The sequence below is a fragment of the Streptomyces sp. NBC_01335 genome, from assembly GCF_035953295.1.
Classification (GTDB): Bacteria; Actinomycetota; Actinomycetes; order Streptomycetales; family Streptomycetaceae; genus Streptomyces.
Genome location: NZ_CP108370.1, coordinates 6,558,167 through 6,571,925 on the forward strand (window position 1 = coordinate 6,558,167; position 13,759 = coordinate 6,571,925).

12 protein-coding genes are annotated in these 13,759 nt (G+C 71.5%); 4 read left to right on the forward strand and 8 right to left on the reverse strand.

Translation table 11 applies throughout. The features are described 5' to 3' along the window. Window positions 1–97: 97 nt before the first annotated feature. From OG599_RS27980 to OG599_RS27995, 4 genes are all read right to left on the reverse strand, one after another. Window positions 98–1,483, reverse strand: a complete 1,386-nt coding sequence (locus tag OG599_RS27980; RefSeq protein WP_327178734.1) for an extracellular solute-binding protein — start codon at window positions 1,481–1,483, stop codon at window positions 98–100. A 68-nt stretch (window positions 1,484–1,551) separates the two neighbouring features. Then, window positions 1,552–4,032: a VWA domain-containing protein gene (locus OG599_RS27985; RefSeq protein ID WP_327178735.1), complete on the reverse strand. Its 2,481-nt coding sequence runs from the start codon at window positions 4,030–4,032 to the stop codon at window positions 1,552–1,554. A gap of 4 nt (window positions 4,033–4,036) precedes the next feature. Next, window positions 4,037–4,468: a hypothetical protein gene (locus tag OG599_RS27990; RefSeq protein ID WP_327178736.1), complete on the reverse strand. Its 432-nt coding sequence runs from the start codon at window positions 4,466–4,468 to the stop codon at window positions 4,037–4,039. A gap of 1,366 nt (window positions 4,469–5,834) precedes the next feature. Then, window positions 5,835–6,671: an aminoacyl-tRNA hydrolase gene (locus OG599_RS27995; RefSeq protein WP_327178737.1), complete on the reverse strand. Its 837-nt coding sequence runs from the start codon at window positions 6,669–6,671 to the stop codon at window positions 5,835–5,837. Between the two features lie 95 nt (window positions 6,672–6,766). Between OG599_RS27995 and OG599_RS28000 the strand changes: the two genes are divergently transcribed. Then, the gene (locus OG599_RS28000) at window positions 6,767–7,444 is read left to right on the forward strand and encodes an AIM24 family protein (RefSeq protein WP_327178738.1); all 678 of its coding nucleotides are present in this window, start codon (window positions 6,767–6,769) and stop codon (window positions 7,442–7,444) included. Between the two features lie 71 nt (window positions 7,445–7,515). Next, a complete protein-coding gene (locus tag OG599_RS28005) occupies window positions 7,516–7,707 on the forward strand; it encodes a hypothetical protein (RefSeq protein ID WP_327178739.1) in 192 nt (63 codons plus the stop codon). 163 nt (window positions 7,708–7,870) lie between these two features. Here the strand turns inward: OG599_RS28005 and OG599_RS28010 are convergent, their stop codons facing one another. The 4 genes from OG599_RS28010 to zapE all read right to left on the reverse strand — a co-directional run bounded on the left by OG599_RS28010 (window position 7,871) and on the right by zapE (window position 12,265). Then, window positions 7,871–8,755 (reverse strand): polysaccharide deacetylase family protein, encoded by an 885-nt coding sequence (locus tag OG599_RS28010; RefSeq protein WP_327180213.1) that lies wholly within the window; start codon window positions 8,753–8,755, stop codon window positions 7,871–7,873. A 71-nt stretch (window positions 8,756–8,826) separates the two neighbouring features. Continuing rightward, window positions 8,827–10,311, reverse strand: a complete 1,485-nt coding sequence (locus OG599_RS28015; protein ID WP_327178740.1) for a nucleobase:cation symporter-2 family protein — start codon at window positions 10,309–10,311, stop codon at window positions 8,827–8,829. 318 nt (window positions 10,312–10,629) lie between these two features. Continuing rightward, window positions 10,630–11,055 (reverse strand): OsmC family protein, encoded by a 426-nt coding sequence (locus tag OG599_RS28020; protein ID WP_327178741.1) that lies wholly within the window; start codon window positions 11,053–11,055, stop codon window positions 10,630–10,632. 118 nt (window positions 11,056–11,173) lie between these two features. Continuing rightward, window positions 11,174–12,265: a cell division protein ZapE gene (gene zapE / locus OG599_RS28025; RefSeq protein ID WP_327178742.1), complete on the reverse strand. Its 1,092-nt coding sequence runs from the start codon at window positions 12,263–12,265 to the stop codon at window positions 11,174–11,176. A gap of 37 nt (window positions 12,266–12,302) precedes the next feature. On the opposite strand from zapE, the gene OG599_RS28030 reads away from it, so the two are divergent. Continuing rightward, a complete protein-coding gene (locus OG599_RS28030) occupies window positions 12,303–13,088 on the forward strand; it encodes a pyrimidine reductase family protein (RefSeq protein ID WP_327178743.1) in 786 nt (261 codons plus the stop codon). A gap of 204 nt (window positions 13,089–13,292) precedes the next feature. Next, the gene (locus OG599_RS28035) at window positions 13,293–13,745 is read left to right on the forward strand and encodes an indole-3-glycerol phosphate synthase (protein WP_327178744.1); all 453 of its coding nucleotides are present in this window, start codon (window positions 13,293–13,295) and stop codon (window positions 13,743–13,745) included. Window positions 13,746–13,759 lie beyond the last annotated feature (14 nt).

Below are 13,759 nucleotides of genomic sequence, written 5' to 3' on the forward strand. Positions count from 1 at the left end.
CCCCGCTCCGGGAGTTACCGCTTCGTGTTCCCCCCGCTCCGGGAGTTGCCGCTCCCCACGGGCCGGCCGTGCGGGGCAGGGCCGGGACGGCGCACCGTCAGCCGGCCGTGGGCATGGCCCTGCGCAGTGCCGCGTCGAGATCTTCGGCCAGCTCCTCGTTGCTCTTCGGCTGTCCTTCGCCGAAGAGCGGCGCGAGCTCGGTGCGCACCGCTTGTGTGAAGGCGCCGTAGTACGGGGTCCGCGGACGCAGCGCGGCGCCGCGGAGGGCGTCCAGGAGCGTGCCGGAGGCGTAGGCGGGCCGGCCCTGCTCGTCGTGCGGCATGCGGTCGGCGCTCTCGCCGGAGCCGGCCGGGGACGTCGCGGTCTGCCGGGGTTCCGGGCAGGTGAGCTTGCCCTTGTACGCGGACGTCCTGGTCGCCGCGAACCCGGCGTGCAGCAGGCGGCACTGGCTGTTCTTGCCGGTGAGAAAGCGGATGAGGTCCTGGGCCGCCCCGGCGTGCGGGGAGTCGCGCGTCACCGCGAGGTTCTGGCCGCCCAGTACCGCCTTGCCCGGCAGGGGGACGACCTGGAGCTGGGATTCGTCGAACGTCTGGCTCAACGCACCGTAGGCATAGGGCCAGTGACGCAGGAAGGCCGTCTTTCCGGCGGCGAAGTCCGCGAGCGACCCGGCCTCGTCCGCCTTGTACGTCAGGGTCAGCGCGCGGGCGGTTCTCGTGCGCAGATCGCTGATGCCGCTGAGCAGTTTCGCCTTGTTCCCCGTGTAGCGGCCCTCGTCGTCCGTGAGCGTGGCTCCGTCGTCGTCGGACGACGCGAACGCCTCGACGGCGTTGACCGTACGGCCTTCGTAGTCCTTGAGCTGAGTGGTCCAGCCGGCCTTGTACTCCGGGGGCATCTCCGCCCTGTCGACGTCGTTGATCACTTTCTCCAGATCGCTCCAGGTCTTCACCTTTCCGCGCAGGTCGGTGTATCCCAGGTCCACTTTTCTCAGATAGTCGGGCCGGTAGTAGAGGAGGCCGACGTCGCTGTTGAACGGTACGGAGTAGACGTCACCGTTCCACCGCGCGGTGCGTGCGACGGAGTCGATCACGTCGTCGTCGAGCAGGTCATCGCTCAGGGTTCGTACGAGACCGGCGGCGGCGAACTCCGGTACCCAGGTGACGTCGAGATTGACCACGTCGTAGTCCGCGCTGCCCGACTGCAGCGCGCCGAGCAGCTGGCTGCGCTGCTGATCGGCCGAACCCGACAGTTCGACGAGGTGGGCCCGGTAGGCGCCCGCGCCGTTCGCCGCCCTCTGTTCGGCGTTCCAGCCGTCTATCAACTGCTGCCGGACACCGCCCTTGCCGGTGACGTCCCGCCCGCTCGCGACGAAGATGTCGCGGGACCCGCTGCCGTCGGACGTGGGGACGACGCCCTGCCCGCCGCCGTCGGCCTCGTCACCACCACCGGTGCACCCGGCCGCCAGGAGGGAGAGTGCGAGAACCACGGCAGGCCACGGTGTCCGTGCGCGGAAGCGTCGCCGGGGTGCCGTCCGGGGTCCGGGGAGGGGGGTGATCACTGCTGGTCTCCCGAACCGGTCCTGGCGACCTCGTCCTGCAGTGCGGGCACGAGATCGCTCCGGTTGGCGTCCAGGCACCGTCCTCCGCTGGCCACCGCGATCAGCTCGTTGGGCTTTCCCGGGTCGCACGTGCCCTGCTGCACCGACACGACGACCACGGGGACCTTCCGCTCACGCGCCGACTTCAGCAATCCGGCAAGCCGCCCTCCCGCGGTCAGTTTGTCCTTCTCCTCGTCGTCCGTGAGGTAGACGATCAGCCGCGGATGCTGGTCGCCGGTGTCCTGGTCCGCCATGAACGTCCAGGCGGCCTTCAGGGCCTTGTACGGATCGGCCTCCACGTCCTCGACCCTGGCGCGCTTGTCGATCGTCGACTCCGCGTCCGCGTTCCGGTGCTGCCCGAACCCGAGCAGATCCGTGTGCGAGGCTCCGCCCTTCTCGCGGACCGCCCAGACGCCGTACCTGTCGTTGATGCCGAGGCCACGCAGCGACTGCTTCAGGATGCCGGGGGCGCCGCTCGGTCCGTGCCACTTGTCGCCCATCGAGCCGGAGCTGTCCAGCAGGAACAGCACGCTGCCCGGGCCGTTCGCGCCGCGGTACGTGCGGAGTGCGCTGTCCATGGTGTCGCCGCTCGCCGCTCCCGCGAGCGGACCGGTGTCGGCGCGTGTGCCCGCGGCGGGTTTCACGGCCCAGGCCGTCGCATCCGCACCGCCTCCGCCCGCGGGCGCCCGGAAGCCGTCCCCGCGGAAGACGCCGGCACCGTCCTTTCCGACGAGCCACTTCCTGAAGCCCTCCGCGGCCCCGTTCCTGGCGTCCCGGTCCCGCTGCGCGTTCTGCCAGGTCACCCGGACGTAGGTGAGGTCGAGCCCCGGCACGTCGTCCGGGTACTGCGCCACGCGCTCGGCACGGCTCCCCGACTCGCATCCGCCACCGGTCGTGAAGAGGTGCTCGGGAACGAGCACCGCCGTACGGTCGTCCACTTCGTCCACCTCGGCCAGGTCGCACAGCAGATCGTTCGCGGTGGGCGCGGGCGGCCCGGGATACGCGACGGCCTTCTCGGCGTCCCGGCCCGAGGCCGCCGTCGCGTAGAGCCCGCTCGACGCCAGCAGGGCGGCCTCCGCGAACTCCGGGTCGGCCCGGCGCACCTGCGCCTGGGGATACTTCGACCGGAGCCCCTTGACCAGGTCGGCGAGCTTTTGGCCGTCACGCTGCGACAGGACCTGCGTGAAGCCCTTGGGCACCGCCAGGACGATCGGCGAGGATGCCAGCGGCTGGAGGTCACTCATCGACGCGTAGGCCGGACCGGCCCCGGAGCTCGCCCGTTCCACGTCGGCCGAGACGGCCGGAATCCAGATGTCCGGCTGGGCACCGATGTCGCGCTGCGGATTGATGTCACCGGTCGCGGGCTGCTGCCAGGCCCCGGTGTCGTCCCGGAACGCCGCCACGACGTCGGCGGCGCCCGCGCTGTACGTGGTGATACCGCTGCGCCGGCAGCCGTCGCCCGTACGGTTGGCGTCGGACGCCATGTACGCCGTCGCGGCCTTGCGCACGGTCGTCTCGATGTCGGGATCGGTCAGCAGCCTCAGTTCCAGGGGCGGCGCGCAGCGTACCGGGGAGCCGAGCCCGGGCAGGACGCAGATGCCACCGGCGAGGAGCACCACGACGGCAGCGGCGGCGACGGCGGCGGCCCGTCCTCTGCGCCACCAGGGCTGCTGCGGCCGGTCCTCATCGACCGGAGGGAGGTCGGTGGCCAGCAGGACGTCCACACCGGAGGTCGCGGGCCTGCTCTGCGGTTCCCACGGCTCGGGGCGCTCCGTCTTGAAGTGCTTGGTCATGTACGCCCTGAGCTCTTCGGAGAGCGCGTGGAACCCGACATCGCCGCCCTGCCCGGCCACGCCGCCCTTCAGTATCCGCAGAAGCTGCTCCGTGAAGGGCGTGGGCCGAGTGCCGGGACCCGAGTTGATCAGGTTGTTCGCCTGCACGCTCATCAACTGGGAGACGCGCTGCTTCTCGCGGCGGGCCTCCCAGACCAGTGCGGCGTTTCCGGCGTGGCAGCAGTCGAGGATGACGACGATCTGCTCGGCCGGGCTGCTCACCAGGGTGCCGAGTATCTGGCTCCACGACTGGGACCCCTGGAACACGGCGGCGGAGCCGGCGACGACGCGCGCGTTGCGCATCTGGAGCCAGAGCTCGTCCGCGGCCGCGGGGACGGCGCCGTGGCCCGCGAAGTAGAACAGCAACAGCCCCTCGGCCGACTGCACCGCGTCGTTGAGCGCGCGGGTGAAGTCGTCGACGCCCTCGGGCCTGCACACAGTGATCTCGGCCGGCTCGAAGACCTTCCCCGTACGCAGCACCTCCGACAGCTGCGCCAGGTTGTGGCTCACGGCTCGCAGATCACGCGGCTGTATCTCCTGGTATTCGGGCACACCGACGAGCAGCGCCCGATTCGCCCTCCCCCGTGGGTCGAACCGCTGTGGCACCGGGTTAGCCCTCGCTGTCCGGCGCCTCGGGGTCGCGGTCCGGTGTGTCCGCGCGGCCGTCCGGCGGCGCGTGCGGAGTGATCTCGGGGACGGGCGGAGTCCCCTGCTCCACCGATCGGCGGTTCTCCCGCCAGGCCTTGACCCCGGACTCGGTCGCGGCCAGCACCCTCTCGAAGAGTCCGGGCGTCACCGCACCGATCAGGACCAGCACGATGTCCATCCCCGCGCCCATGGTGACGCCCGCGTCACCGGCATCGCCGGCGTCAACGGTCCTGGGACGCTCATGGATGCGGATGGTGTTGTCGTTGACCCAGCGTTCCAGACTGACTTCGCGTTCCAGCCACTTCTTCAGAGCGGCCACATCGACGTCGTCGGCCGTGTCTCCGAGCAGTGCGACGCGGATCGAGCTGTGCCCCCCGCGCTCTTCATCTGTCATAACTCCTCATGGTGTCACGGGAGTTACGACTTGTATGCGGCTGACGTCATCTGTTGTGACCACTCTGTGACGGATCTTGGGCGGGGGCGGAGCCGGCCGCGAAGTTCTGATCGCGGCGACAGCAGTGTGTGGCGCCTTCCTCCGCAGCGAGCTGCCCGGCGCTTCGCGGGAAGCCTTTGCGTGCTGTCGGGCCTGCGGGTGCGGAAGATCGTCAGCCGGCGCGCGGACCTTGAGGACCTGATGCGCGATCATCCGGTCGCGGAGGCCGAGCTGCAGACGCTCGTGGAGACGGTCCGGCAGCAGCTTCCGCCGGTCCAGCAGCAGGGGGTCCAGCGCATCGAGGCGCGCGACGGCGGATTCGCCGTCGGGGCGCAGGGGGCCTGCAGCAGGGTCATCGTCTACCGCGACCATGACACGCCGCCCACCAGGGACGGGTGTTGCACTCCGGCCAGCAGCAGACCTCGGCACCACCACGGCGGAGATCTCCCGCGCCGTGTTCGTCGCGGCGCTCACCGGACCGCTTGCCTACCGGGATGCGAAGAGGGCGCTCACGACGGCCGGGCTCGGTGCCGACGCGGACCGCCTGCTCACCGATCACGCGTACTGCTACCTACCCGGCGCCCCCAGCACCGTGCTGGAGCCTCTGCCCCGACCGCCTCGCCGGGGACTTCCTGGCACTCTCCCTCCCCGGCCACGACCTCCCCGACCACGCCTGGCAGCCTTGGTCTCTTCGCGCAGAGCAACGTCCCACACCTCCTGGAACACCGCGACGGTGTCGGGGAGATGACACATCACCGGGGTCGGGCGGGGCAGTCCATGCTCCTTCCCTCGCAGACGTACATCCAGAACACAGTCCCCGAGGCCCGCGCCGTCGTGCTTCAGCATGAACACAGAGATGGCACCGCCCACCGACAACCACCCCATATGACCCAACTGGCTACCGATGTGAGGGGTGGGCTTTACACTGCCGCGTGACGGCAGGAGGGACGGAAAACGTGGGCGGCGAAGGTCGGCAAAGGAACTGCAAAGCCGTTGGATAACGGCAGGTCGCGAAGGGTGCTCTCCGCGCGAGCGGAGGTGAACCGCCGACTTGCCGCCGGGCATCTTCGTGCCCGGGGTGCTCTCCGCGCGAGCGGAGGTGAACCGCTCCGTCTGATTCCGCATAGCCTCAAGGCTCTGTGCTCTCCGCGCGAGCGGAGGTGAACCGGCCTGGTCTGCGGCGGTACCCGCCAACGGGAGTGTTCTCCTGCGCTCGTAGGCGAACCGCCCTGTGCCGCACCCCTTGTCCTTCAGGAAGTGCTCTCCCGGCGACAGTCAGCCGGAAGGAGCGATCCCGGTGATCCCGGCGTCCCGCCCGCCCTCCCGGTCAGCCAGCCGCGCGCGCCCGCAGCGCCGGGTGGTCCGCGATCACCGTGCAGGAGCCCGGAGCGATCTCGGTGAAACCGGCGTCCCGCACCACGGGCAGGCCGCTCACGGTGAGACGGCGCCAGGTCTCCGCGTCCGGGGTGGCCACCGAGAGCGGGAAGCCCGCCTCCTGCCACGCCTTGCGCTCCGTTTCCGTCAGCTCCCACCAGGCGAGCTGGGCACCGTGGCCGGCCTGCGCCATCGTCTTGCCCGCGGACATGTCGAGCTCCGGGTTGAGCCAGAGGACGGGGCCGGTGGTGTCCGGGGCGGCCGGCGGCTCGGGGTCGTCCAGGTCCGTGCCGGAGACCTGGAGCTTCGCCAGCTCCTTGGGCCAGCCGTCCAGCGGGACCGGCGGGTAGACGCGCACCTCGGCGGCGTCCCCGGTGACCGTGATCCCGGGCAGCGTGCACGCCTTGCGCCACTCCGCGCCCCGGGCCCGCCGCACCACCTTGCGTATCCGGGCGTCCTGCCAGTCCCGCATCGCCTGCGCCCACTCGCCCTCACCGAGCGCGCGGTCGTCGGCCAGGATGGTGAGCACCGCACGCGCCGCCGTCCGGAGCGCGTCCGTGCGGGCGGGCGGGTCGGTCTTCTCGATGTGCACCACCAGCGGCAGCACGAACTGCGGCGCCTCGTCGCGCGGGGTCGGCTCGGTCCGGAACGGGCTGTCCGCCGGAAGCGGCTCCGCGGGCTCGACCGGGGAAGCCGGGGAAGCCGGGGAAGCCGGGGAGGCCGCGGTCGGGGTCGGGGAAGCCGGGGAGGTGGCGGCCGGGGCCGTCGTGGGGATGTCGTCGCTGCTCACGGAACCAGTCTGCCAGGCGCCTCGGCCAGGCCGGGTATCCGTCCGGGCGGTGGGCCCCTTGGCTTCGTGGGCTGCTCCGGGCGAGGATGCGGCGCATGAAGAGCGATCTGTTTTCCAGCGAACACATGGCGCAGCAGGCCACCGTCCCCGGTATGACGCTGCAGAACGCCAAATCGATCAAGTACGCGGTCAACGGGGAGATGCACGCCCGCCAGGGCTCGATGATCGCTTTCCGCGGCGACCTGCAGTTCGAGCGGAAGGGCCAGGGGGTAGGCGGCATGCTCAAGCGGGCCGTCACCGGTGAGGGGCTGCCGCTGATGGCGGTCCGGGGGCAGGGCGAGGCGTGGTTCGCGCACGAGGCCCAGAACTGTTTCATCGTCGAGATCGAGCAGGGCGACGTGCTCACCATCAACGGCCGCAACATCCTCTGCTTCGACTCCACGCTCGCGTACGAGATCAAGACGGTGAAGGGCGCCGGGATGACCGGCGGCGGCCTCTTCAACAGCGTCTTCAGCGGCCACGGGAAGCTGGGCCTGATCTGCGACGGCAACCCGATCGTGATACCCGTCACGCCCCAGGCGCCGGTCTGCGTCGACACGGACGCGGTCGTCGGCTGGAGCGCCCAGCTCACCACCTCGCTGCACCGCTCCCAGAGCTTCGGCTCGATGGTGCGGGGCGGCTCCGGCGAGGCGGTCCAGCTCCGGCTGGACGGCGAGGGCTTCGTCATCGTGCGTCCGAGCGAGCTGAAGCCGGAGAAGACCTCGTCCAGCTGAGCGGGAGGGCCGCAGGGGCGGTGGCAGGGGGCGTGGCGGGGGAGCGCGGGGCCGTCGTACGCTCGGGCACCATGGACGACGACACGTACTGTGCGACCCCCGCCCCGGCCCTCGGGCCCGCCGTACCGGCCGACGCGGGAGAGCCGTACGCCGCGTGCGTGCTCTGCCAGAAGCCGACGGAGTACCCGGAGTCGACGAAGGGCGCCACCCTCTGCCCGGTCTGCGCCTGGCAGGAGGCCGGGCGGACCGCCTGCTCAGGCTGACCGGGAGCAGGCGGGAGCAGGCGGGAGCAGACCGGAACAGGCAGGAGCAGACCGGGAGCAGGCCGAGCCGGAACAGGCCGACCGGGACCCGACCGGTCAACCGCGGGCGGCCCGGCCCGGGGAGCACCCGGACCCGGCCGCCCGCCGGCCGTACTCCGCCCCGTCAGCTTCCCGCGGCGGCCGCCGTCCGCATCAGCTCCGACACCTTCACGAACCGGTAGCCGCGCGCCCGGAGTTCGGGGACGATCCGGCGTACCGCCTCCTCCGTGGCCGGGGCGGCGCTGCGGGTGCAGTGCAGGACCACCAGCGAGCCGGGAGTCACGCCGTCCAGCACCTGCTGGGCCACCGCGTCCGAGTCGGTCGCGAACGCGTCGCCACCGACCACGTCCCACTGGACCGCCGTCACCTTCTCGGGGGCCAGCGCGCGCAGCGCCTCGTCGTCGTAACAGCCGCCGGGGAAACGGAAGTACGGGACGACGTTGCGCGCCCCCGCCTTGCGGAAGGCGGCGAACGCGCGCTCCACCTCGTCCTTCATGTCCTCCTTCGCCACGGTCGGCAGGCCGTAGCAGGGGGAGGTGAAGGCGTAGTGGCTGTACGAGTGGTTGGCGATCTCGAACGTCGGGTCGGTGCCGATCGCCCGGGCCTCGTCCGGGTACTCCTCCGCCCAGCGGCCGGTCATGAAGACGGTCGACTCGACTTTGAGGCGGCGCAGCAGCGAGATCAGCGGCGGGTTGTCGAACGATTCGCCCGCCGCTGCCCGGTCGCCCTCGTCGGCGGTCATGTCGGCGTCGAAGGTGAGCGCCACGACCTTCTCGCCCGTCAGGGCCCGTTCCTTCGGTTGACGTTCGAAGACCGGGGTGCGGCCCTCGGGGCCCGGAGCGAGGGTGGGCGGCCCGGCGGGCGGGGCCGGGCTCGCGAACGCTGAGGGGGTGGCGCCGTGCTGTGGCCGCGCGGGGGTGGGGTGCCCGCCCGGACTGCCGCATCCGGCGAGCACCCCACTCAGAACCGCCAGGCCGGCGAGACAGGCAAGGCCGGCCGGAGGTGGGATTCTCCGTGCTGAGACTTTCCGTGGTGAGGTTTTCACGCACGGAAAATATCGGACAATATGATTTATATGGGTCAGGTGGTCTGCGCGGCGCTCGGTGCGCCCCGATCGGCCGACGCGGCCCCCTCCGGCACCGACGCGGCCCCCTTCGGATCCGGGACCGGCTCGTTCTCCGTCGCGGCGGAGGGGATCTCGCCTTCGGCTTCGGGCTCACGTCCCCAGGGCGTGTGGTGGAACAGCAGGTTCAGCAAGAAGGCCGTGAACGCTGCCGCCGTGATGCCGCTGCCGAACACGATCTGGACCCAGGAGGGGAACTTCGCGTAGATGCCCTCGGACATCTCGGGCAGCAGTCCGATCCCCAGCGCCACCGCCGCGATCGTCAGATTCTGCCCCCGGTCCAGGTCCACCCGGCGCAGGGTGTTCACGCCGACCATGGTCACCGTGGCGAACAGCACCAGGGCGGCGGCTCCCACGACGGGGCCGGGCAGCGCGGCGACGAATTCGCCGAGCCTGGGGACCAGGCCGAGCGCGACCAGGATGCCGCCCGCGACCGCCGTGACGTACCGGCTGGAGACCCGGGTGAGGCGGATGAGCCCGACGTTCTGTGAGAAGAGGGTGTCCGGGAAGGAGTTCATCGCGCCGCCGAGCACGCCCGACAGCCCGTCCGCCGCGAGGCCGCGCGCCAGGTCCTTGTCCGTCAGGGGACGCCCGGTCGCCTCGCCCACCGCCAGCATGGTCGCGGTCGACTCGGTGAAGATCACCAGCATCACCACGCACATCGAGACCACGGCGGAGACCGGGAACTCCGGGGAGCCGAAGTGGAACGGTGTCGCCAGCCCCAGCCAGTCCGCGTCCGAGACGCCGGAGAAGTCGGTGAGGTCCAGGGGGAAGGCGACGGCCGTGCCGACGACGAGGGCGATCAGGATGCCTATCTGCCCGGCGAACCCCTTGACGAAGCGGCTGAAGAGCACGATGAAGACGATCACCCCGGCGGCCAGAGCGAGCCGGGTGCCCGACGCGTAGTCGGCGGCCTTCGGGTCGTTGCCGGTGATCAGTCCGGCGGCCACGCCGATCAGCGAGAGGCCGATGACGGTGATGACCACGCCGCTGACGAGGGGCGGGAAGTAGCGGACCAGCCGTGCGAACGGCACGGCCATCAGCAGCCCGAAGAGTCCGGCCGCCAGCATCGATCCGTACACGGCCCGCATGCCGTACTCGCCCTGGATCAGGATCATCGGTGTCACCGACGCGAACGTGGCGCCCGTGACGACCGGCAGCCGTACGCCGAGCACCTTGCCGATGCCGAGGGACTGGATCAGCGTGATCACGCCGGCGACCAGCAGGTCCGCGTTGATCAGCAGGCCGATGGTCGAGATGTCGAGCCCGGCGGCGCCGCCGAAGACCAGCGGCACGGTCACGCAGCCGGTGTACATGACGAGCACGTGCTGGAAACCGAACGCGGCGAGCCTGCCCGGGGAGGGGCGCCGGTCGACCGGATGGACGTCCCGTTCCCTCGGCGGAACCGGTGCGGGATCCGGTGCGGGATCTGATACGCCCATGTCATGCCCTCCTGTGCAGGTCGCTGCGTTGGAGTGCATTGAGCCAGCCGTTCTTTGAGAACGTGCGGCCGTGCGATGACGCGAGTGTTACGGAGATGGGGGCCGGGGCCGGGGGCCGGGGGCCAGGGGCGGGCAACGGAATGCGACCCGTGGCCCGACGGGCCGTCATGGGAGCGGGCCGCACCCGTCGACGGCCGTCGACCGCCCGCAGCCGCACGGCCCGCAGCCGCCCCGCCCACCGCCGCCCCGCCCACAGCCGAACGGGCCACCGCCGCCCGGCGAAACCGGGGCGGCGGTGGCCCGAGACCGGACGGACGGTCAGGCGAGGGTGGCCGTCAGGGTGATCGTCGTACCGGACAGTGCCTGGCTGACCGGGCAGTTGGCCTTGGCGTCCTCGGCGGCCTTGACGAAGCCCGCCTCGTCCAGGCCGGGCACCTGGCCCTCGACGGTGAGGTGGATGCCGGTGATGCCGGTGCCGGGCTGGAACGTCACCTCGGCCTTGGTGTTCAGGCTGGTGGGCGGGGTGCCCGCGCCGGCCAGACCGTTGGACAGGGCCATCGAGAAGCAGCTGGAGTGCGCGGCGGCGATGAGCTCCTCCGGGCTGGTCTTGCCGTTGGCCTGCTCGGCGCGCGAGGGCCAGGAGACGGGGAACTCGCCGACACCGGACGAGTCGAGGGTGACGAGACCCTTGCCCTCCAGCAGGTTGCCTTCCCAGACCGTGTGCGCCTGACGCGTGGTAGCCATGGTGAATCCCTTCGGAAAAACGGTGTGCGCGGTCGCGCGGGACCACGGCACCTCATGTGCCGCGGAACCGGTGAACGACGCGGCCACCCGGAGGAGTCGCGCCGTCACCCCCACGAACCTACTGCGCCACCAGCCCCTTTGCGTCCCGGGCCAGTGCCGTCAGCCGGGAGATGGCCCGGAAGTACTTCTTCCGGTACCCGCCGTTCAGCATCTCCTCACTGAACAGCCGGTCGAAGGGTATGCCCGAGGCGAGAACCGGGATCTCACGGTCGTACAGCCGGTCGGCGAGCACCACCAGGCGCAACGCCGTCGACTGGTCGGGCACCGGCACCACACCGGTGAGGCAGACCGCGCTCACCCCGTCCGTCATCGCCCCGTACCGGCTGGGGTGCACCTCGGCCAGGTGACCGAGGAGCGCGGGGAAGTCGTCGAGGGAGGCGCCGGCGGTGGCGTACGCGGCCCTGGTGACCTGCTCGTCGTCGAACGGCGGCGGGGCCTCGGGCAGGCCCCGGTGCCGGTAGTCCTGGCCGTCGATCCGCAGCGGGCGGAAGTGCGCGGAGAGCCCCTGGATCTCGCGGAGGAAGTCGGCGGCGGCGAACCGGCCCTCACCGAGCTTGCCCGGCAGCGTGTTGGAGGTCGCCGCCAGCGCGACCCCCGCCTCCACCAGCCTGCTGAGCAGCGAGGAGACCAGCACGGTGTCACCCGGGTCGTCGAGCTCGAACTCGTCGATGCAGAGCAGCCGGTGCCCGCTCAGGGTCTTCACGGTCTGCTGGAAACCCAGCGCGCCGACGAGGTTCGTCAGCTCCACGAACGTGCCGAACGCCTTCAGCGCCGGTTCGGCGGGGGCGGCGTGCCAGAGGGAGGCGAGCAGGTGGGTCTTGCCGACGCCGTACCCGCCGTCGAGGTAGACCCCGCGCGGACCGGCCGGGGCGGCGGGCTTCTTCGCGAACCACCTCCGCCTGCCCTCGCCCGACGCGTACGCCCCGCCGAGACCGGCGGCGAAGGAGCTGAGCACCGTGACGGCCTCGCTCTGGCTCGGCTGGGTCGGATCGGGGACGTACGTGGCGAAACGCACCGAATCGAAACGCGGCGGCGGCACCATCTCGGCGACCAGGCGATCGGCGGGGACGTGCGGCCGGCGGGCGCACAAGGACAGCGGAGCCGCGCCGGAGAGGGAATCTGCCCCCGGAGCGGTGGTGGAGGACGACACAACGGTCCACCTTAAGGGCCGTGCCACACTGCCTGACATGCGAAGCCTGTTCCCTGTGACGGACCTGACAGTCACCGCCGCCCCCACCGCGACCGGTGCCGGCGACCGCGAGTGGAGTTTCGACGAGCTGGCCGCGGCGTACGCCTACCCGGCCGGTCCGGGTCCCTGGCTGCGCGCCAACATGGTCACCACCCTGGACGGCGCCGCCCAGCACGACGGCCGCTCGCAGGCCATCTCGTCCCCCTCGGACATGCGGATCTTCGGCACCCTGCGGGGCCTCGCCGACGTCGTGATCGCCGGCGCCGGGACGGTACGTACGGAGGGGTACCGGCCTGCCCGCGCCCGCGAGGTGTTCGCCGCGCGGCGGGCGGCGGCCGGCCAGTCGCCCGCGCCCGCCGTCGCCGTGGTCAGCGGAAGCCTCGACCTGGACTTCTCGGCTCCGCTCTACACCGAGCCGCTGGTCCCGACCCTGGTGCTCACCGGCTCGGCCGCGCCGGCCGAGCGGGTCGCCGCGGCGGGCAAGGCCGGGGCCCGGGTGGTGGTCGCCGGTGAGGGCACCCGGGTCGACCCCGCGCGAGCCGTCCGGGAACTGGCCGCCCTCGGCCTGACCCGGCAGCTGACGGAGGGCGGGCCCCGGCTGCTCGGCCAGTTCGTCGCCGCGGGCGTCCTCGACGAGCTCTGCCTGACCGTCTCGCCGGTGCTGACCGCGGGCGAGGCGCAGCGGATCGCGGGCGGCCCGTCCGTACCGGTGCCGGAACGCTTCGCCCTGGTGGGGCTGCTGGAGGAGGACGGGTTCCTCTTCACCCGGTACCGCCGTCCCTGAGGTGGTACCGGACGTGGCCTCGGGCGGCCCGGGGACACCCGCCGACTCTTAACGGAATTTACCGTTCCGCTTGGCTTCCGCTGGGCACACTTACCTCTGCAATCTCCGTGCGATCACGGGGAAGGATGGTTTCAGCAGCGGCCCCCCACGAGGCCGGCCGAAGGAAGAAGCGGAAGGGCGCCCGTCGTGTTCACAAGCGTTTTGATGATCGAGAAGCCGCTCACCCCCGAGGACGTCGACTTCGTCACGACCCTCCACGGCGACGAGCGGATCTCGTTCATCGTGCTCATGCAGCCGCGCGGCGACCAGGCCGACGTGCTGCTCCGCGCGATCGACGACGTGGCCCTCGGCGAGCTGCGGGACGCCGCCCGGGAGGGCGAGGAGCCCGAGGGGAAGGACGCGCTCGAACCCGCGCGCCTCGCCCTCGAACACTCACTGCGCGCCCTGCGGACGTCGGGCTCCGAAGCGGTCGGTCAGGTCGTGGAGGACCACCCGCTGGACACCCTCAAGACCGTGGTGGACGACGCGGAGGCCGACGAGGTCATCGTGCTGACCGCCCCGCACTACGTGGAGGAGTTCTTCCACCGCGACTGGGCCTCCCGCGCCCGCCACAAGGTCGGCGTCCCGGTGCTCAAGCTCTTCGCGCACAGCGAATAGGCTGGGCACCGGTG

Bases quoted from the DNA above. Each gene is read 5' to 3' on its own strand.
- OG599_RS27990 (WP_327178736.1), bottom strand. From the start codon at position 4,468: ATGACAGATGAAGAGCGCGGGGGGCACAGCTCGATCCGCGTCGCACTG.
- OG599_RS28000 (WP_327178738.1), top strand. From the start codon at position 6,767: ATGAAGAGCGATCTGTTTTCCAGCGAACACATGGCGCAGCAGGCCACC.
- OG599_RS28005 (WP_327178739.1), top strand. From the start codon at position 7,516: ATGGACGACGACACGTACTGTGCGACCCCCGCCCCGGCCCTCGGGCCC.
- OG599_RS28015 (WP_327178740.1), bottom strand. From the start codon at position 10,311: ATGGGCGTATCAGATCCCGCACCGGATCCCGCACCGGTTCCGCCGAGG.
- OG599_RS28020 (WP_327178741.1), bottom strand. From the start codon at position 11,055: ATGGCTACCACGCGTCAGGCGCACACGGTCTGGGAAGGCAACCTGCTG.
- OG599_RS28030 (WP_327178743.1), top strand. From the start codon at position 12,303: ATGCGAAGCCTGTTCCCTGTGACGGACCTGACAGTCACCGCCGCCCCC.
- OG599_RS28035 (WP_327178744.1), top strand. From the start codon at position 13,293: ATGATCGAGAAGCCGCTCACCCCCGAGGACGTCGACTTCGTCACGACC.